The following is an 18955-nucleotide window of genomic DNA, read 5'->3' as shown; positions in this document are numbered from 1 at the left end:
CTCACCCCTCTATCAAAAGCATATTGACAACTTCCCGCCGTACCGTGTATATTCGTAGTAATCTCTAACCGAATATAGCATCCGTGAATGCGCAGTAGATTTTTACCGGGCAGCAAACAGCGACAGGGTGGTTGGTGCAAACCTTGGCAAGTAAGGATCGAATTACACATTCAGATTTTAGCGGATATGTTTCATGAGCGGAGGGGTCAACCACAAATGATGGTTTAGTGACCCTTCAATCAGGGTGGTAACGCGGAGTAAGGCTTCGTCCCTATGTGGGATGGAGCCTTTTTTATATGGCTGTATCTAAAAAAACATAAGGAGGTTGTTTCAGATGTTTCCCATCGAACCAAAACACAAGCCTGCTCTTGGTGAATCTATTTTCATATTCTTTTTAACAATCGGTCTTATTAGTTATTTTCTAATTGGCCTGGGAACACGACCCCATATTCCAATTCTTATTGCTATTATGCTTATCGTCATATACGGGCTTAGCAGGAAAATTTCGTTCAAAGATCTGGAAGAAGGAATGATAGCCGGTGCCAAATCCGGCATGGGGGCCATCTTCCTGTTCCTGCTCATTGGTATACTCATCAGCAGCTGGATGATCAGCGGAACAATTCCAGTGCTCATTAGTACCGGTTTCTCGTTAATTGGTGGTACCTGGTTTTATGCGATTGCGTTTGCCGTCACCGCTATTATCGGGATTTCGCTCGGCAGTTCCCTGACTACCACGGCCACGATTGGTGTTGCCTTCATCGGCATGGGGACTGCCATGGATGCGTCCATGGCGATTACCGCAGGAGCCATCGTATCTGGGGCCTTTTTCGGTGATAAAATGTCACCGCTGTCGGATACGACGAACTTGGCGTCAACAATTGTTGAGGTGGATTTATTCGAGCATATACGGCACTTGAGCCTGACAACGATTCCTGCTTTTATCATTTCATTTTTGTTGTTTGCCATGCTTTCACCTAATGCCTCAGTGGGTATAGAAAATCTGGATAAATATATGGCCGGCCTCGAGGAGACGGGGTTGATTTACTGGACTTCCTGGATTCCGCTGATCATACTCATCCTAGCTACCATTTTCAAAGTGCCGGCTTTTATTTCCTTGGCTGTAAGCAGTATGACAGCCACCATCCTTGCCAGTATAACAAGCGGACTGGCATGGACGGAGATATGGGCAATCTGGTTTGATGGCTATACAGGCTCAACCGGTTTTGAACCCGTTAATAGCCTCCTGACAAAAGGTGGCATTAACGATATGCTATTTACCATCTCTCTTGTTATCTTGGCACTCGGATTCGGTGGTTTACTATTTGTCACCGGAATTGTTCCGTCTATATTGTCCGCATTTCAGGAAAAACTGCAAAAGGTTCGAGCAATTATATTGTCAACAGCAGCATCAGCTATTGGTGTAAATGTGTTGATCGGGGAGCAGTATCTGTCCATTATGCTTACAGGGGAAACGTTTAAAGGCGTGTATCAGAAAGCCGGATTGTCTAACAAGGCACTGTCGAGAACGCTAGAGGACGCTGGCACTGTCATCAATCCGCTTGTCCCTTGGAGCGTCTGCGGTGTATTTATTGCAGATGTTCTCGGTGTTCCGGTACTGACGTATTTACCATTCGCCTTTTTCTGTTTGCTTAGTCCGATCATAACCATATTATTTGGTGGTAAAACAATCATCAAATCACAGCGGACATCGACAAAGTCAGAGAAGCTAAATTAATATTGCCGTTTTATGCAATCGGCGTCATCATATGAATCATCCTTTGACAAAAACGCCAAAGTTTAACATGAAAACGCCAGAGTTCATTGAGAAAACGCCAAACATTGCGGTCTATAGTAACGGATATCCGAGTAACTTCATTTAAAAAAGCTCTCCTCACTAAAGGAGAGCTTTATTCTAGAATATCCGTCAATTTACGTAACCCGTTCAAAAGCCGTGGTGATGGTCGGCAAAACAGCGATTCTTCCAGTACATGGATACGATCATTCTGAATGGCGTTCATTTCACTCCAGCCGGGCCTTTTCTTCACCAATTCCGGGCGCATTTTTGACTCCTGTACACCCACCCAAACCATGCAAATATGATCCGGATTACGCCATTTCACATCATCCCATGTTGTTTGGACGTTTGCTTCGTTTTCTGTGTCGAATATATTTCTGGCACCTGCCAATTCACTAATTTCTGTGAGCCAGTTGGGGCGCCCTGGTGTGAAAACAGGCTTGGGCCACCACTCCCAATATAAGGAAGGTCTTTCTCGTTTTAACGATGCCTGTTCTCGAAAAGCAGCTATCTCTGTACGGAAGGCTGCCGCTTTTTCTTTCCCAAGGTTTTTAAGTCCCAGTGCATTACCGACTGTTTCGATGTCATCGGCAATTTCCTCGAGCGAATTAGGATTCATTGTAACAAACGGCAGCTTTCTTTCATTCAGTACCTCAATATTCTTTTCCATCCCCGGAACACTTAACGAGGCCAGGATCAGATCCGGGTGTAGTGCTTCTACCTTGTCCATATCAATGGAAAGGTCCCGACCAACTTTCGGCAATTGCTGCATCTCTACCGGCCAGTCCGAATAATCATCGACACCAACAAGCAGGTTGGTTTGCTCAAGATAGGCCATGATTTCTGTATTACTCGGACAAATCGATACAACGCGCAAATAACCCCCCCTTTCGGAACATACGATTACTTATCCTGATCGGTTGTCAAGAGAGGTCCGTCTTGCGTAATGACAACGGTATGCTCGTATTGCGCGGACCGGCCTTTGTCAACTGTTCGCGCTGTCCAGTTATTACCGTCCATCTTACTCTGCCAGCTACCCTCATTAATCATCGGTTCAATCGTAATCACCATGCCTTCTTTTAACCGTGTACCTTTATTCGGCAGACCGAAATGTGGGATGTGCGGTTCTTCATGGATGGTTGGTCCTATTCCGTGACCAGTGAAATCCCGAACAACCGAGAATCCTTCTCCTTCAGCATACGTCTGAATGGCATGCCCAATATCTCCAATTCGATTGCCGGGAAGTGCTTGTTCAATACCTTTGTAAAGGGATGTTTTGGACACGTTTAATAGCCGTTCGGCCGCATCGTCAACTGTTCCTACTTTGTATGTCCACGCAGAATCAGCTAATCCGCCGTTCAAGTTTACGACCATATCGATGGTTACAATATCCCCGTCAGCCAATTCTTCCTCCCGCGGAAAACCATGACATATTTCATCGTTAATGGAGGCACAAATGGCATATGGATATCCGCTATAACCTTTTTGTTCAGGGGTTGCACCATGCTCTGCCAAAAACTTCTCTGTAAACGTATCAAGCTCCATCGTTGTAATCCCCGGCTTTATCATTTTGGCTATTTCTTTGTGGCATTTGACGAGTAAATCTCCTGCTGCCTGCATCTTTTCAATTTCGCGCTTACTTTTTCGTGTAATCATTTCTGACTTCCTTTCTGCAGTTGATGTTTGTTTGCGGAGGCTAGACATGTCACCCGTAGATCTGCAAATATATAGCTATCCTGTCGATGGCTGATTCGCTAGAAAATGCAGAGGAATCAATCATCCCCTGCATATTTACGGTAATAGCCCATAGCCGCCTGTATATGTTTTACTGATGATAATCAGCAAATTAAACAGCACAACAGGTTGGAAATGGACTTTTACCTAGCTTAACCGCAATTAAAAATAGTCTTTCGCATCATAAACTTTGCCATTAATAATATTCGTTTCATCCGTTAAAATGTCAACAAGTACCCCGCCAATAACATCCGTGTCTTTCAGCATATTATTTTGCTTGTATTCCCTGAAATTGTCAACTTCCTTAAATTCATTCTCACTGCTCGCGCGAATTTGTTCCTGCATCTGCGTATCCATCACGCCAGGGTTGAAGGCGATGACTTTGCTTGCGGTATTTAATTCATCCTGTTCAAGCGCGGCTGTTTTCGTATACATATTCACACTTGCCTTGGATGTGCAATAAGCGCTCCAGCCATATACAGGTCGTTCCGCTGCACCGGATGTAACAGTTGTCCCAATAAATCGCACATCTTGTTCAGTAGCCTTTTGTAAAAATATATTCATCAATACCATTGGCGCTATCGCATTCACACCGATATGGTACGCTAAATCAGTACGTTTTACATTCATGGATGTATCGATTGGTTCGAGTACAGCAGCATTATTGATCAGATATACTGTCTCGGGATCCTGAAAAAAAACAGACTCACTGATTTCCTGTGCCACCTCCTCTGTTTTTTCAATATCACCCAAGTCACAAGAATAATGCTGATACGAGACATTATTCGCTTCAGCATAATCATTTAACGAATGATTAATGCTTCTAGAAATGCCGATCACATGCACGCCTGATTCCAACAAAAGTTTGGCAGCTGATTCACCCAACCCTTTTGAAACACCGGTAACCACTGCATAACGCATAAAAAATTGATCCCCCTAAAATTGAAATATGATGGTATCTTTTCATTTCGTCTGTTAAACAATTCTATTCTGTGATAACGATTGCTTGGCTGCCCATTTGTTCCCACGTGGTTTTGAAGTCTTTCTTTCTGACTCTTTGATTTTTCTGGCCATAAGGATTATTAACATAAACATAATTCTCATCATAACCGGTAACGACGGCACTATGTACATCAAAAGTTACATCAATTTCCCCGGCGGGTGTATGCCAAGTCTCAAAATCCACTGATGGAGAAAAGTCCACCGTGCTGATTACCCACACAGGTAGCCCATAGGATAAATAGTAATACAATAACGCTATGGGGGCACCAGTTAGATCAATAACTTTATCACCGGCATAATCCTTTGCAAGGCTGTATATTGGTCCATGATAAACACTGAGCCCTGGACCACCCTCCATATTCCCGACAAAACCTTTATTCGGATTGCCCTTCTGACCGTTTTCATACGTTAAAGGGACACGAGGAATTTTTGCAGCCAATTCATTTTTAGTTGTTTGAAAACCATGGTAATTTAGCATCATAGCCAGGCTGGTGACTTCACAGCCATTATATAATTTTGGTGCATCCATTTGATTAATCAGCGGTACATCGATAGGTTCTGTGCTGACCGGTGTCTTTTCAGCAAGTTCTTTCAGGGATGCCATTTCAACCTTCGAGACAGCTTCGATATTCGGAATGTCCATCATCTTTTTTTCTCGTGGACTTGTATTGTGAACGGCATTCGCTTCTGACCAGAGCGTTGTGTGATTACATGCCATCAATACACTGGAAAGCAACAGCAGCACGAACAACTTTTTCATTATTTAAAGGTACACCTCTGTTAAGCAATAATATAATCTGTTTTATCGGTCTGTACCATATACAAAATCTACAGTCTTAAGTCGGACAGGGACTAATCACCACTCATTTTTTATTGATTTCATCCCAATAACGAGCTAGCGTTTCCATCCCTTTATCGAAACTATCCAGTGGAAAGCTTTCATTAGGTGAGTGCAGACGATCATCCGGTGTACCAAAGCCAAGTAATACAATCGGAATGTTATAGATGCTTTCAATCCATTCCACGACAGGGATGGACCCGCCCATCCGTACGTAAACTGTCTCTTTTCCGAATGCCTCGGTATAGCTTTTCGCTGCCTTTCTTATTAATGGATGATCCGGATCAACCTTATATGCCTTGGCCGACAACTTTTCTTTTTTCACATCGACCGTAACACCAGATGGCGCTACCTCGTGAACATGCTTCTCCAGTAACGATTGGATATGTTCCGGGTCCTGACCAGGGACAAGTCGGCATGTGATTTTAGCACCGGCCTGCGAAGGAATAATTGTTTTCGTGCCTTCACCCTGATAGCCACCGAATATACCGTTAATTTCAAACGTCGGCCGTGCCATCGTATGTTCTTTAGCGGTGTAGCCTTTTTCGCTTACCGTCTCTAAAGCACCAGTCAATTCGCGGTAGTCTTCTCCTTCCACTTTCGCAATCAGTTCCCGTTCATGTTCAGAGAGCGGCTCGACGTCATCATAAAAACCTTCCACCGTAATAACTTCTTCCTCACTTTTCATCGAAGCAAGTATGTATGTTAAAGCCATCGCCGGATTACGGACAGCCCCACCGTACATACCGGAATGCAAGTCGTGGTCAGGTCCGGTTACATTAATTTCGATCCCGGTAAACCCTTTCAATCCGTACAAAATCGTCGGTTGATTCTGGGCAACCATTCCTGAATCCGAGATGACGGCAAAATCAGCACCGAACTGTTCCTTTTTGTCATGGAGCATCTCATATAGATGTTCACTGCCGATTTCCTCTTCACCTTCGATACATACTTTAACATTTAGCGGTAATTTTCCTTCCGTTTTCATATATGCCTCAAAAACGGCAAGGTGCATAAAAACCTGTCCTTTATCATCACTTGACCCGCGAGCATACAGCCGGCCATTCCGCACTTCTGGTGTGAAAGGATCACTTTTCCATTGATCAATCGGGTCAACAGGTTGCACATCATAATGACCGTAAAATAACACAGTCGGTGCATCCGCTCCAGCCTGATTATATTCAGCATACACAAGCGGATGCCCGCCGGTATCCTGTTGCTGCACATGTTCAAATCCGATGTCATTTAAATACTTTTCCAGAAAGGCTGCTGCCTGTTTAATATCTTCTTTATGTACACTATCGGTGCTGACACTCGGTATAGATAAAAAATCATACAATTTTTGCAGCAACTGTTCACGATTTTCGGATAGGTAATTGATTACCTGTTCACTCATAATCATTCCTCCATTCATTTTGTTCCATTTTAGCATATTACGCCAGAAAAACGAATAGAGCAGTTGACACAGGAATTAACACCGTTGCGCAAATAAGCAGCCTTCTGTAAAACGCTTCCTTCAAAAAATAAAGTAAAACCTCATTCAATCAACGGAAATTTCGACGCACAGGACGTGCTAGTGCAGGCGTTGCGACAGGACGTCGCGCTCTTAGCCTGTCGACGCACAGGACGTGCTAGTGCAGGTCGTGTTATTATTGGTCAGGCTGCCCGCTACCTTCTTTCACATAGGTGGTTTACCCACGTTTAAAAGTAAGGCATGACAGCCCGTTCATGCGTCCTGACATTTTATGGTGGGGCTTAACCTGAGGTGTCAAATAGCTTCTTTGTGATATTACGTTAAGATAAATGGTGGGCATTTAACAGTCTGCGCATGGTTAAAGGTTGGTGTATAACAGCCTGTATCACACTTCCTCTGCGAAGACTTGCCGCCATTCATCTTTTCCAGCTAACATCTCTTTGGCAATGGTTTGCGCACCTAGCAGACTGTGACTGGCCGCCCACCCGCATTGTACTTCATTGCATGCTGGGACTTCCCTGGCTTCGAGAATATCATATAGCGTTTTTTCAAGTGCTTTTACAACATCATCATAACTGTCATTATTCAGAACAGCTAAGTAAAAACCGGTTTGGCAACCCATTGGACCAATATCCAATACATTATCCAAATGATTCCTCATGTTTTCTGCTAATAAATGTTCAATTGAGTGCAGTCCGGGCATATCCATATGCTCTTTATTGGGCTGTTTGAAACGGATATCATATTTATAAACCTTGTCGCCTTTTGATCCGGTGGTAACACCTACAAGCCTTACGTACGGTGCTTTCACTTTGGTATGATCAAGATTGAAACTTTCCACGTTCATTTTCTCTGCCATGGATGGATCGCTCCTTTCCTGTTCGCCCACTATAATCTTTCTGGGCATTATAAAATCTATATTCAGAATAGCAAAAATAGAGGGATTTGTGAACGCATGCGCATGGGACCGTGGCTGATGTGGTCCTATTAAAAAACGAGTGCTCACACTTATGTGGGCACTCGCTTATCATTCATTTTACATTTTAACGTTTATTTTGTGGAAATACTCGTTCAATCATATTACCCATCTGGTCGAAAAGACCTCTAACTGGCTTTCCACTGTCAACATCGTCAGCATAATTGCCGGCAAGATCAAAGAAGTCAGGGTTTGTCGATACATAAACGTTATCAACATCCGAATCGACTGATTTAACAATTCGAGTAATTTCATTCTTCACTTCATCGGTAACCTCTTGTCCACGGTCACGATTTATGTTAGTGGCATTGTTGTTATTGGTGTAGTTGTTATTATCAGCCGTATCGTTATTGTTTCTTATATTGTTATCGTTTCTCACATTGTTATTGTTTTTCACATTGTTATCATTGTCTAATCTTGCAGCAACATAAGCATTGTTATCTGTTTTCATAACATAGACATTCTTGATTCCATCCACTTCGTCGGTTATCCGATCGGCTGCTTCATCGGCCAGTTCATATTGATTTTCACCGTTATTAATGTTATTGCGGTTATCCCTATCCCGTGTACGGTTGCCATTGTTGAATTCATTAACATTATCGTTACGGTCGAACCTATTGTCTGCGTCTCGGTCACCTTCATAACGAGTCTGTTCCACATTGTCGTCACCATTATTGTTGTTCTGAGGGTCATCATTGTCTGCTTGGCACGCACCCAGAACAAAAACTGCTGCAAATAAAATGCTTAAAATTTTCCACTTCATTTTAAACTCAAGTCCTCCTTTCGGTTTACTTTTAGTATGCAGCAGAAAACATCATTTATTCGCTCACAAAAATTGGAAGATACACCATCAATGCATCAGACAATATAATTACTATTCAGGGGACACTATAAACTGATCCTTTTCAATGGAGGAGGGTACAAAAATGGAAATTCCGGATTATGACAAAGCCTTATATTATACGTTGTGGGGCCAATGGGATGAACTACTGGTACTGATGGTACGAACAGAAGATGATATGTTATCCAAAAAAATACAACTTTTTCTCCATGCTTACCATTATTCACCTGATCAAACAAAAATTATCGACTCACACGACAGTTTATTGTATTATATTGACCATGCCATGAAATATACACCACCGGTAGCCATGGAAATATAGCACGAAAATGCACCAGTCTTCCTGGTGCATTTTTCATTAGTTATGCTGTTCTTTAGCTTTAAATACCATACTTTTCCATAGTCAAGCATATCTGCCCTCTTCAGAATGAAATACCGCAGCATTAAAGAATTGGATGTATTGACGATTTCCATCACAATACTTTTTTCATAAAGGCACCTTGAGATACTCCCTAAGATAGGTAAAGTCTCCGGTCAAAATGATAAAAGTGGCTAGAATAAATTTCCTGCTCCGTTCCAGTATTTTTTTGCTGACGTGCACTTTTTGTGTCAGGTTCTTAATCGGCAATTTCTTCTTTCGCTCTACATAATCCTTTAGAACAGGCTCCCTAAAAAGTATTTTCGCTACAGTTATTGCGGTTCGTCTGGCATCTTTATGCTTTGGTGAGGCTTTGGCCAGTTGAACAAGTGACAGATCATAGGATTGCAGTTGTTCTTTGAAATCGATCATTTCATCTCTTATGTACCAAGCCTTATTCAGTCATGATAATAATTAATAGGAATAAATAATCCGACCTTGCCGTAAGAATCATGTTTTAATGTAGCAAATACAACCCCAATGACATCACCGTTTTGATTGATCACCGGGCTTCCACTGTTTCCCCGGTAAACAGGTGCTTCCATCATGACAACCGGCTTTTCCCAGTCTTCAAGGGTAATATAATCCAGCACCGTACCCTTATTAGCAATCCCGCTAAAACGGAGAGGGTTTCCGATGAAATAAATTTGCTGCTTATCCGGCTGCCACGATTTATCTGTTGCCAAATCAAGGTGCGATAGATTTTCGCCATCCACTTGGAGCACTGCCAGATCAACATCTGGGTACGTTTCCACGACGTCACCGGAAAATAGCCCCTCTTCCGGAAATGCCACCGTAACAGTTTTCTGTCCCTTGACGACATGATGATTAGTAAGAATGGTCCCATCAGCAGTTATGGAAAATCCGGTGCCTCTCCCGTCATCCGTCTCCACAACCACGACCGCTTCTTTATAGGACTGAATGTTTTCCTGGGTCGATAGTTGAGCTGATGTGATTAAAAAATCAATGGCCGGAATTGAAAAGGTCTTTGGGAGAAGGGCGCCAACATTTAACAACATTACGATGGCAATTAGCAGGCCACCCATTTCGGGAATGGACGCTTTGGTTTCTGATGCTGTTCATGTTGTGACTTTTCTATGTATCTTTTTCGTTCCTGCTCCACAAGTTCGTATAGTTCTTCTTCATCAAGCTCTTCATATAAATCGTCATCAATGATATCGCGATCATCTTTTCCTTTATTCATGAGACCACCGCCTAAGAAAAACTCGACACTCGCCTCATCCTATGACGAATGTCGAAGTTTTTATTATAAGGTCATCCATATTTTATCCTTTCTGATGTTAGAAACAAAATTCATAAGCCTCTAACCAACGAAAGCAAAAAATCCCACTTTCAGTTTATCATTTTACCAGCAAAAATGATATTTAATGGACGACCTTTTTGCGGCGCATGTTCACGACCAAACACCCGAGACTGAACAACGCTAGCAGAATGAATCCTAGATAATAGCCGCCTGTCATATCCCTGAACATGCCTAACACAATTGGTGGGAAGAAACCGCCAAGACCACCTGCAGCACCAACAATTCCGGTTACAGAACCGGTATTCCCTTTGGAGACCATCGGCACAATTTTAAATACCACCCCATTACCCATGCCTGAAAAAACAGCAATAATCAGACAGAATATCGTAAATAAAATGATATTTTCCGATGTGAACGCAATGAACCCTGCACATATAGCGACAATAAGAAATATAATGGTCAAGATTTTCTTAGGATCAAGTTTATCGGCTACCATTCCACCCAATGGACGGATAAATGTTGCTAAAACAACGAAGATTGCAGCTCGCTGTCCGGCATCGACCGGTGACAAATTATACAAATCTTGGAGCAGCGTAGGTAAATATAGACCAAGCGCCACGAATACACCAAACGTCAAGAAGTAAAAGAGGGAAAGCATCCAAGTCTGTTGATGTTTCAAAGGTTCCAGCGCACTTTTTAGTGTTTTATTGCCTTCTTGTTGCCGATCCTTTGTCCCTAAGAAGAAGATAACAGCCATAATGGCAATAGCGATTGCTAGAATTCGAAATGCCCAATCAATACTATACGAAGCAACAATGGCCGGAATAATAAAGCCCGCTACAGCTGTTCCGATATTCCCAACACCGGCAATTCCTAATACTAGTCCCTGTTTCTCAGGCGGATACCAACCTGATACATATGTAATAGCAATCGCAAACGTTGTTCCACCCATGCCAATAAAAAATGCGAAAAACAGCATCCAGCCATACGAATCAGCAAAACTGGCACCGAGCAGCGGAAGAATCAGAAACAGCATAGTCAATGTATAAACATATTTGCCGCTGAATTTATCGGATAAAATACCTAATGGAATCCGCATGATGGATCCAAGAATCGTTGGTACGGCTACTAGGACACTCACTTGGGTTGCGGACAGACTGTAAAGCATTTTAATTTCCTGTGCCATTGGTGATATCATAGACCATATGGTAAATGATACAATCATGGCAAGTGTTGAAAAGACTAATGCGGAAGTACTTCCTTTTACTTGTTCCATAAATCGTTCCTCCTTGGCTTTACTAATGGGAAACAAATTCTTCTCCCTTGCTTGCAAAAACAATTTTAAGTAACATGCTACTAGGGCATATGTTTTCCCCTTTTAACATGGTGAGCTCATTATAGCAATTGACGTAATCGCGCTTGTGATTTATATCACTTTATTAGAAATAAATGTGACACATGGTTAAAATTAACATGATTGTGAAACCATAATATAACTAGGAGGACTAAAAATGCACCTTGATGAAATGCTGACATACAATCGAAATTTTGTAGAGCAAAGGGAATATGAACCGTTTCAGACCGACAATATTCCTAATAAACGGACAGTCATTTTTACTTGCATGGATACTAGACTGGTTGATCTGTTGCCAAAGGCACTGAATATTCAAAATGGCGATGTCAAAATGGTTAAAAATGCCGGGGCTATTCTTCGCAAATCATTTGACAGTATAATGAAAAGTATATTAGTGGCAATTTATGAACTGAAAGCTGAACAAGTCATGGTTATCGGACATCATGATTGTGGGATGTCACATATCGACACAGATGCCTTCAAAAAAAGAATGATGGAGAAGGGTCTATCAGAAGCAACCCTGCAAACGATCGAACATGCCGGAATTGACCTGGATAGCGAATTCGGAGGCTTTGACACGATTGAAAAATCAGTAGAAGAAAGTGTTTCCGTAATACGAAATCATCCACTGCTCCCGGCCTACGTAAGCGTACATGGGCTAACCATTGATCCTCAAACAGGTAAGGTGGAACTCGTCACTAGAGGGGATTGATGTGCATCTGGCTTAATCAACGTAGTCGTTACTATGAAACAGCGTATAGTAGAAAAACTTGAGCCTAGCCTTATAGCAAGTATCGAAATTTTTCCTTCCTTTATATAAGGGCTTTGAAAATTTATACTTCCTCAAGTTACAAAAAGCCGGCCTCTTTTGCTAGAGACCGGCTTTTTGTATAGAATTATCCGTGATATTCAACGGTTTCGTCAACATCATCAGCCGCTAGTCCCGACAGAACGTGGACACGCAAGATAAAGCCGACTAATTTATCTTCTTCATTTACTACTGCCAACGGAAAACTTGACTCAAGTGTTTTCGTAATCAGGTCGTTCACATACTCATCCTTTTGAACAATTGTGATGTCCGTGCGCATCACATCTGGAAGTGTTTTCTTTTCTTTTATCCCTTTAATCGCATCATCAATGGTAACAATCCCTTTTACATGACGACTACGATCAACAACGAAAACACTGGAAATACCGTTTTCCTCCATTTCTTTTCGTGCAACTTGCACCCCATCTTTCATGGAAACAAGCGCATTAGGCGTGATCATGATGTTTTCCGCCTGAAATACTTTTGACCGGTCGATGTCCCGAATGAAATCGGATATATAATCATTCGCAGGATTCTCGATAATCTCCTCTGGTGTTCCAATCTGATTAACTTTCCCGTCTTTCATTACAGCTACCCGGTCACCAAGTTTGAATGCTTCGTTGACATCATGTGTGATAAAGATGATTGTCTTTTGCAATCGCTCCTGAATATCCAGGAGTTCCAGCTGCATTTCGCGTCGGATTAGCGGATCCAATGCACTAAAGGGCTCATCCATCAACAGGATATCCGGATCATTGGCAAGTGCTCGCGCTAGACCAACACGTTGCTGCATACCACCAGATAATTCATCTGGGTATTTATCTTCATAACCTTTCAGACCGACACTTTCAATATTTTTTTGGGCAATCTCGCGTCGTTCTTCTTTTGAAATATTACGTACTTCCAAACCGTACTCGACGTTCGCCATAATCGTCCGGTGATTAAAAAGGCCAAAATGCTGAAATACCATGGCCACTTTCTTCTGGCGGACTTCCTTCAATTGTCCACGGCTGGATTTAACTATATCTACTCCATCAATGAAAATGGAACCGTTCGTCGGCTTATTCAGTAAGTTAAAACACCGGATAAGTGTTGACTTACCACTTCCGGAAAGGCCCATGATGACAAAGATTTCACCTTCTGAAATCTCCATCGATGCATCATAAACACCGACCGTATGGCCTGTTTCAGCTAGTATTTCATCTTTGGACATGCCGTTTTTCACCTTGGGAATCACCGACTTCGGTTTTGGTCCAAATATCTTGGATACATGCTCGAGTTTTACTTTTGCAGTCATTAGCTTACCCTCCTGTGCTTTTGAAATTTATCAGCTAGACCACCGAAGACACGGTCAATAATAATGGCAAGGAATACAATACTAATACCAGCTTCAGCACCAAGTGCAATATCAATCTGATTAATGGAAACCAGCACTTGTTCCCCAAGACCTTGAGCACCAACCATCGATGCTATAACGACCATTGCCAGGGCCATCATTGTTGTCTGATTCACACCTGCCATAATCGTAGGGAGTGCCTGTGGGAGCTGTATTTTAAACAGCATTTGCCATCTGGATGACCCAAAAGATTCGGCTGATTCAATCACTTCCTGGTCAACGCCCCTGATGGCTAATTCCGTAAGCCTAATAACGGGAGGGATAGCATAAATTAAAGTTGCAAAAATGGCGGAAACATTTCCTAATCCGAAGAAAAAGATAGCAGGAATTAGATAAACAAAAGTCGGCATTGTCTGCATCGCATCAAGAATTGGACGCATGACCGTCGAAAACCCTTTGCTGAAAGCCATCCATACCCCAAGTGGAATACCGAGTGCCAAAGAAATAATAACTGCGGTCATAACAATAGCAATTGTCGTCATCATATCTTCCCATAACCCAAACGTACCAACCAAAAACATAAACACACCGTAAAGAATACCTGCTGACAATGTTTTGAAATACCATCCAAGTAGCACAATAAGCACAATAAACAACCACCATGGCATTCCTACCAAAAATTGTTCAATACCATTAATAAAATTGGATGAAATGATATAAATAAACTCAAACAACGCATCCAGCGTCGTGTTTAAATAATTTACAAAGGATTCAATGTAATCGCCAAATTTAAATGTTATATCCGGAAAAACATCCATCTAACCCCACCTTTTTCTATTAAAATTAGGAAAGCAGCCAGCCAGTGGGCCAGCTGCTTTTTACAATTATTCCATAGCGTCCTTGACTTTTTTGGCCACGTCATCAGGAATCCAGCTAGTCCACACGTCTTCATGTTTGTTCATCCACCACATTGCTGCTTCTTCCGCCGAAGCATCTTCATTGTCGTTCATATAGTCCAATGCTTCTTCGGTCAGCGCACTGCTAGTTTCATAGTTTTTTAGAAAATCGACCACATCGGGCGCCGCTTCAGGTATGTCTTTATGGACGGCAACAACGACATCATTAGGCGGTGACTGTGTTGCTTTTGTTTTTTCGTATACTTCAGGATCATATTCTGGTTCCTGCAGCAATGTTAAATCATACTTTGCCGTCACGGCAGTCGGTGACCAGTAATACCCTACCCATGGTTCACCGGATCCATATGCGTCAGCCAATGATGCGACAATAGCTGCATCGGATCCTGGACGAAAGTTTACAAACGAATCATTTAGCCCGTATGATTCCATTTTCTTTGTGATTGCTTTTTCGATTTGCCATCCACTTGGTGCATTAATCAAACGTCCTTTTCCCGGTTCTGCCGGATCTTCAAATAGTTCCGGGTATTTCTTCAGATCTTCAACGGTTTTTAAATCCGGTGCCATTGGTTCGATGCCACGCTCTTCGTCACCTTCAATGACGTATGTAGGAACATATAATCCCTGATTATTATCATCAAAATTAACTGATACCTTCTCAAAATCGCCTGCTTCTATAGCTTCCTCGTATACGTCTTTTATGTTATCGGTCCATACCTCCATGTAAACGTCAATATCGCCTTCCCGTAATCCTTGGATGGTTGCCGCCGTTGAGCCGGGTGTCACTTCCGTATCAATGCCATAACCTTCTTCAATGATTTTCTGAGCGATGGAGTTGTGAACCCTGATACTGTTCCAGCCTGCATCAGCTAAAACAAGCTTATCCACTTTTCCTGATTCACCTTCAGCGCTGGATCCGCTACAAGCAGATAACACTACTAAAACAATAGTAGAAAGTAATAGTAATATTTTCTTCATTTAATTACCCCTTTGTCATTTATTATTTTAAAAATTACTGAAACAAAAAGTATCCTAATGACACCTTGGATAGCACTGTCCCTGAAGGGTGATCGTGACATGGACGAAAAGAAGTACAATGTGGAATGGATTACCTTGACACTATTAATCATAATAAACAGAACTATTTTCATCAAACCGCAAAAACATTGATATATCGCGATTAACGTAGGAATAATAACAATAATTTACAATAACATACTAAAACTAGCATTATTTTTCATAATACTCCATTTAACATTAATATTTACCAATTTCACTTTTCAAAACTATTATAATTGGAATATTTATACATTAGCATAAGGACTAATGTTTTTTTGAGCGTCCGTTACAATGAAACGATATTAATAAAAAACTGCCCCCAATAAATTGGAGACAATTTTTCAATGCACTTTTATGCTTTTATTGAAATCTTTTTGCTGATTCCATTTTCAACATTTCAATGCTTTCGTCCGCCAGCTTGCTTAATAATTTCAATCACACGACTTTTCGCCTTTTCACTATGGTAATTCTCCATATGGTCAATCATAACTGGCGCCTGTTTTTTCAGCTTATGTAATTCCTGAATAAGCGAATCGTTCGTTAGATCCACTTCTTGCAGTACATTGGCGTAATGTTTTTCCTTAAAGGAATTAGCATTAATAATCTGATCTCCCCTGCTTGCCGCTCGGGACAGTGGAATTAAGAGCATGGGTTTGCGCAATGCCAGAAATTCAAATATGGCATTTGCACCAGCACGTGACAAGACAAAGTCAGCTGCGGCAAACAAATCCTTTAATTCCTCATTCACGTATTCAAATTGAATGTAACCAGTTTGTTCAACGGAGGGATCTGTTTTACCTGAACCACAAATATGGGCAATCTGAAATTCGGGTAATAACTGTGGAAGGCTTTCCCGGACGGTGTTGTTAATTTTTTCGGACCCACCGCTTCCGCCCATGATAAGCAGAACAGGTCTTGTTTTTGTAAATCCGCACATTTCTAATCCTCGGGCTTTATCCCCTTCAAAGAGCTCATCCCGTATAACTGCACCTACATATTCTGCCTTTTTTTCCGGAAGATAGTCCATTGTTTCTGGAAACGTGGCCAGCACTTGTTTCGCAAATGGGATTGCCAGCTTATTAGCAAGTCCTGGTGTGAAATCAGATTCGTGAATAACTGCTGGTACCCCTCGCACTTTTGCCGCCATGATAACTGGCACGGAAACAAAGCCACCTTTGGAAAAAATGACCGATGGCTTACGTTTTCCAATAATGCGCCATGATTGCATCGCTCCTTTTAATACTTTGAACGGATCTTTTACATTTTCCTTTGATATGTAGCGGCGAAGTTTACCAGTTGAAATAGGATGATACGTAACACCATCCAGCGATTCAATCAGTCTGCGTTCGATACCTTGTTTAGAACCTATATAATCAATTTCCCAGCCCTGTTTCTGAAACACTGGAATAAGGGCTAGATTGACAATGACATGACCGGCAGTACCCCCGCCAGTAAACATAATTCTTTTTAGTTTCATCTGCCAAGCACTCCTTCTTTCACAGCATGATGTAAAACGGTATGATAATTTTGGACTCATACTGCTTCTTCCATCCTAATGCAAAATTATATAGAAAGGAAGAGAATTATGCATGAACACCGTGCAAAAATGTATTCACCTTGTCTATCAAAAAAAGAATCGCCCACTATGAAGGCGATTCTTGCACGATTAAAACAGGAACTGAGTTATCTATGGGAGTACAGTGGGCAAAAACATCCTCTAAAGAAACAGTCCCGCAATGGTCGCGGAAAGAATCGATGCCAGCGTTGCACCGATTAACAACTTCATTCCGAAGCCGGACACATGTACCGCTTTTTCACTGTCGATACCCTGGACAGTTCCTGCAATGATGCCAATCGATGAAAAGTTTGCAAAGCTTGTAAGGAATACGGAGACGATACCTACTGTTTTCTCGGTCATTGATCCAAACATTTCCTTGAATTCAAGCATGGCAACGAATTCATTGGTGACGATTTTAGTACCCATGACACCACCAGCCTCGATGACTTCACCCGGAGAAATTCCCATTAGAATGCCAATAGGCGCAATAATATATCCAAGTATCTCCTGTAGTGTTACACCCGCGAAAATGAACTGAATGAGCCAATTAACCAATTCTAATGAAGCAATAAAAGCAATTAGCATGGATGCTACAATGAGTGCTATTTTCCCGCCGTCCAATGCACCATTACTCATCGCTTCAAAAATGCTTTTATCATTGGACACATCTTTCACATCAACGACATCTTCTTCTTTAGGTACCCGCACCGGAGCAATAACCGAAGCCATAATCAACGCACTGAACATATTTAGTGGCAATGCAGCGAGCACATACTGTGGTGGAAGTATTTGCAAGTACGATCCAACAATAGATGCAGAAACCGATCCCATCGCAGAAGCACTAACAATATATAAACGATTATTATTTAAATGGTGAAATTGCGTCTTAACTGCTAGTAGAGCCTCTGATTGTCCAAAAAAAATGCTGTTCACCGCATTAAATGATTCCACTTTCGGCAAGCCGGTGATTTTCGACAATATTCCACCCAAATATTTAATAACTGGTGGCAAGATGCGCAAATACGTAAGCACAGAAAGTAGGGTCGAAAAAAAGATAATAAGCAGAAGAACGTTAAAGAAGAAAACACTTCCACCTTCTGCTACCTGAATGCCACCGACGACAAAGCTCACACCTTCTTTACCAAATTCAATCAATTTGTTAAATCCAGCTGAAATCCAATCGATAATGGTACGCCCAATATTCGTATTGAACGTAAACCATGTAATAATCAATTGCGCTATCAGCATAACGGAAATGCCTTTAAAATTAATATTCTTCTTATCATTTGACATGATATACGCTAGTCCTAATACAATGATAATTGCTAGTATACCAAAAATAATATCCACTTGATTTACCTCCCAAATAATTTGAAGCGATTTCATCTTTCATGAAATTGCTTACAAATTACGTCTTTTTTCGAGGTCTATTATAACAGGTTGTCAGACGTCCAGCAAATTAAAATTTTACCAAAGTCATCTTTTCATCTCCCTTAGTAGTTCCCTGTTATAGGAAACTTTAAAAGAAAAACTAATAAAAAACCTCCGCAAAGATTGCTCATCAATGCGGAGGTTATATATTTA

19 protein-coding genes are annotated in these 18955 nt (G+C 41.6%); 3 read left to right on the top strand and 16 right to left on the bottom strand.

Annotation, left to right across the window (positions count from 1 at the left end; translation table 11 throughout):
• Positions 1 to 334: 334 nt before the first annotated feature.
• Positions 335 to 1735 (top strand): Na+/H+ antiporter NhaC, encoded by a 1401-nt coding sequence (gene nhaC / locus FFL34_RS13665; protein ID WP_138603903.1) that lies wholly within the window; start codon positions 335 to 337, stop codon positions 1733 to 1735.
• A 172-nt stretch (positions 1736 to 1907) separates the two neighbouring features.
• Here nhaC and FFL34_RS13660 read toward each other — a convergent pair whose 3' ends face one another.
• The 7 genes from FFL34_RS13660 to FFL34_RS13630 form a co-directional block, all read right to left on the bottom strand.
• Positions 1908 to 2672, bottom strand: coding sequence for a cobalamin-binding protein (locus FFL34_RS13660; RefSeq protein WP_138603902.1), 765 nt, complete (start codon positions 2670 to 2672; stop codon positions 1908 to 1910).
• Positions 2673 to 2698: 26 nt separating this feature from the next.
• Positions 2699 to 3451 (bottom strand): type I methionyl aminopeptidase, encoded by a 753-nt coding sequence (gene map / locus FFL34_RS13655; protein ID WP_138603901.1) that lies wholly within the window; start codon positions 3449 to 3451, stop codon positions 2699 to 2701.
• Between the two features lie 240 nt (positions 3452 to 3691).
• Positions 3692 to 4450, bottom strand: coding sequence for a (S)-benzoin forming benzil reductase (locus tag FFL34_RS13650; RefSeq protein WP_138603900.1), 759 nt, complete (start codon positions 4448 to 4450; stop codon positions 3692 to 3694).
• A 64-nt stretch (positions 4451 to 4514) separates the two neighbouring features.
• Positions 4515 to 5291, bottom strand: coding sequence for a C39 family peptidase (locus FFL34_RS13645; protein ID WP_138603899.1), 777 nt, complete (start codon positions 5289 to 5291; stop codon positions 4515 to 4517).
• A gap of 103 nt (positions 5292 to 5394) precedes the next feature.
• Positions 5395 to 6765 carry a dipeptidase gene (locus tag FFL34_RS13640; protein WP_138603898.1) on the bottom strand — a complete coding sequence of 457 codons (1371 nt, stop codon included), beginning with the start codon at positions 6763 to 6765 and terminating at the stop codon, positions 5395 to 5397.
• A gap of 463 nt (positions 6766 to 7228) precedes the next feature.
• Positions 7229 to 7702: an S-ribosylhomocysteine lyase gene (locus tag FFL34_RS13635; protein ID WP_138603897.1), complete on the bottom strand. Its 474-nt coding sequence runs from the start codon at positions 7700 to 7702 to the stop codon at positions 7229 to 7231.
• A gap of 184 nt (positions 7703 to 7886) precedes the next feature.
• The gene (locus FFL34_RS13630) at positions 7887 to 8582 is read right to left on the bottom strand and encodes a YhcN/YlaJ family sporulation lipoprotein (protein WP_138603896.1); all 696 of its coding nucleotides are present in this window, start codon (positions 8580 to 8582) and stop codon (positions 7887 to 7889) included.
• A 163-nt stretch (positions 8583 to 8745) separates the two neighbouring features.
• Here FFL34_RS13630 and FFL34_RS13625 point away from each other — a divergent pair, with 163 nt between their 5' ends.
• The gene (locus FFL34_RS13625) at positions 8746 to 8982 is read left to right on the top strand and encodes a YhdB family protein (protein WP_138603895.1); all 237 of its coding nucleotides are present in this window, start codon (positions 8746 to 8748) and stop codon (positions 8980 to 8982) included.
• 165 nt (positions 8983 to 9147) lie between these two features.
• Here FFL34_RS13625 and FFL34_RS13620 read toward each other — a convergent pair whose 3' ends face one another.
• The 4 genes from FFL34_RS13620 to FFL34_RS13610 all read right to left on the bottom strand — a co-directional run bounded on the left by FFL34_RS13620 (position 9148) and on the right by FFL34_RS13610 (position 11618).
• Positions 9148 to 9450: a hypothetical protein gene (locus tag FFL34_RS13620; RefSeq protein ID WP_138603894.1), complete on the bottom strand. Its 303-nt coding sequence runs from the start codon at positions 9448 to 9450 to the stop codon at positions 9148 to 9150.
• Between the two features lie 26 nt (positions 9451 to 9476).
• On the bottom strand, positions 9477 to 10124 hold the full coding sequence (locus FFL34_RS13615; RefSeq protein WP_325053277.1) for a S1C family serine protease: 648 nt from the start codon (positions 10122 to 10124) through the stop codon (positions 9477 to 9479).
• A complete protein-coding gene (locus tag FFL34_RS18950; protein WP_325053276.1) occupies positions 10109 to 10282 on the bottom strand; it encodes a hypothetical protein in 174 nt (57 codons plus the stop codon). The genes FFL34_RS13615 and FFL34_RS18950 overlap by 16 nt, the downstream gene beginning before the upstream one ends.
• A gap of 181 nt (positions 10283 to 10463) precedes the next feature.
• Positions 10464 to 11618, bottom strand: coding sequence for an MFS transporter (locus FFL34_RS13610; RefSeq protein ID WP_138603893.1), 1155 nt, complete (start codon positions 11616 to 11618; stop codon positions 10464 to 10466).
• A 235-nt stretch (positions 11619 to 11853) separates the two neighbouring features.
• Between FFL34_RS13610 and FFL34_RS13605 the strand changes: the two genes are divergently transcribed.
• A complete protein-coding gene (locus tag FFL34_RS13605; RefSeq protein WP_138603892.1) occupies positions 11854 to 12408 on the top strand; it encodes a beta-class carbonic anhydrase in 555 nt (184 codons plus the stop codon).
• A 184-nt stretch (positions 12409 to 12592) separates the two neighbouring features.
• Here the strand turns inward: FFL34_RS13605 and FFL34_RS13600 are convergent, their stop codons facing one another.
• The 5 genes from FFL34_RS13600 to FFL34_RS13580 form a co-directional block, all read right to left on the bottom strand.
• Positions 12593 to 13801, bottom strand: a complete 1209-nt coding sequence (locus FFL34_RS13600) for a quaternary amine ABC transporter ATP-binding protein (protein WP_138603891.1) — start codon at positions 13799 to 13801, stop codon at positions 12593 to 12595.
• Complete coding sequence (locus tag FFL34_RS13595) at positions 13801 to 14658, bottom strand: ABC transporter permease (protein ID WP_138603890.1); 858 nt, start codon at positions 14656 to 14658, stop codon at positions 13801 to 13803. The genes FFL34_RS13600 and FFL34_RS13595 overlap by 1 nt, the downstream gene beginning before the upstream one ends.
• 66 nt (positions 14659 to 14724) lie before the next feature.
• Complete coding sequence (locus FFL34_RS13590; protein ID WP_138603889.1) at positions 14725 to 15732, bottom strand: ABC transporter substrate-binding protein; 1008 nt, start codon at positions 15730 to 15732, stop codon at positions 14725 to 14727.
• 478 nt (positions 15733 to 16210) lie between these two features.
• Positions 16211 to 17290 (bottom strand): undecaprenyldiphospho-muramoylpentapeptide beta-N-acetylglucosaminyltransferase, encoded by a 1080-nt coding sequence (locus FFL34_RS13585; protein WP_138603888.1) that lies wholly within the window; start codon positions 17288 to 17290, stop codon positions 16211 to 16213.
• A gap of 240 nt (positions 17291 to 17530) precedes the next feature.
• Positions 17531 to 18721, bottom strand: coding sequence for a NupC/NupG family nucleoside CNT transporter (locus FFL34_RS13580; RefSeq protein ID WP_138603887.1), 1191 nt, complete (start codon positions 18719 to 18721; stop codon positions 17531 to 17533).
• Positions 18722 to 18955: the final 234 nt, after the last annotated feature.

The organism is Lentibacillus cibarius (assembly GCF_005887555.1).
Lineage (GTDB): Bacteria > Bacillota > Bacilli > Bacillales > Amphibacillaceae > Lentibacillus > Lentibacillus cibarius.
This window is presented reverse-complemented; position numbering and strand designations above follow the sequence as displayed.

Excerpts from the sequence above, each read along its gene's own strand:
- nhaC (WP_138603903.1), top strand. The coding sequence starts at position 335 with ATGTTTCCCATCGAACCAAAACACAAGCCTGCTCTTGGTGAATCTATT.
- map (WP_138603901.1), bottom strand. The coding sequence starts at position 3,451 with ATGATTACACGAAAAAGTAAGCGCGAAATTGAAAAGATGCAGGCAGCA.
- FFL34_RS13650 (WP_138603900.1), bottom strand. The coding sequence starts at position 4,450 with ATGCGTTATGCAGTGGTTACCGGTGTTTCAAAAGGGTTGGGTGAATCA.
- FFL34_RS13645 (WP_138603899.1), bottom strand. The coding sequence starts at position 5,291 with ATGAAAAAGTTGTTCGTGCTGCTGTTGCTTTCCAGTGTATTGATGGCA.
- FFL34_RS13640 (WP_138603898.1), bottom strand. The coding sequence starts at position 6,765 with ATGAGTGAACAGGTAATCAATTACCTATCCGAAAATCGTGAACAGTTG.
- FFL34_RS13635 (WP_138603897.1), bottom strand. The coding sequence starts at position 7,702 with ATGGCAGAGAAAATGAACGTGGAAAGTTTCAATCTTGATCATACCAAA.
- FFL34_RS13630 (WP_138603896.1), bottom strand. The coding sequence starts at position 8,582 with ATGAAGTGGAAAATTTTAAGCATTTTATTTGCAGCAGTTTTTGTTCTG.
- FFL34_RS13625 (WP_138603895.1), top strand. The coding sequence starts at position 8,746 with ATGGAAATTCCGGATTATGACAAAGCCTTATATTATACGTTGTGGGGC.
- FFL34_RS13620 (WP_138603894.1), bottom strand. The coding sequence starts at position 9,450 with ATGATCGATTTCAAAGAACAACTGCAATCCTATGATCTGTCACTTGTT.
- FFL34_RS13615 (WP_325053277.1), bottom strand. The coding sequence starts at position 10,124 with ATGGGTGGCCTGCTAATTGCCATCGTAATGTTGTTAAATGTTGGCGCC.
- FFL34_RS18950 (WP_325053276.1), bottom strand. The coding sequence starts at position 10,282 with ATGAATAAAGGAAAAGATGATCGCGATATCATTGATGACGATTTATAT.
- FFL34_RS13610 (WP_138603893.1), bottom strand. The coding sequence starts at position 11,618 with ATGGAACAAGTAAAAGGAAGTACTTCCGCATTAGTCTTTTCAACACTT.
- FFL34_RS13605 (WP_138603892.1), top strand. The coding sequence starts at position 11,854 with ATGCACCTTGATGAAATGCTGACATACAATCGAAATTTTGTAGAGCAA.
- FFL34_RS13600 (WP_138603891.1), bottom strand. The coding sequence starts at position 13,801 with ATGACTGCAAAAGTAAAACTCGAGCATGTATCCAAGATATTTGGACCA.
- FFL34_RS13595 (WP_138603890.1), bottom strand. The coding sequence starts at position 14,658 with ATGGATGTTTTTCCGGATATAACATTTAAATTTGGCGATTACATTGAA.
- FFL34_RS13590 (WP_138603889.1), bottom strand. The coding sequence starts at position 15,732 with ATGAAGAAAATATTACTATTACTTTCTACTATTGTTTTAGTAGTGTTA.
- FFL34_RS13585 (WP_138603888.1), bottom strand. The coding sequence starts at position 17,290 with ATGAAACTAAAAAGAATTATGTTTACTGGCGGGGGTACTGCCGGTCAT.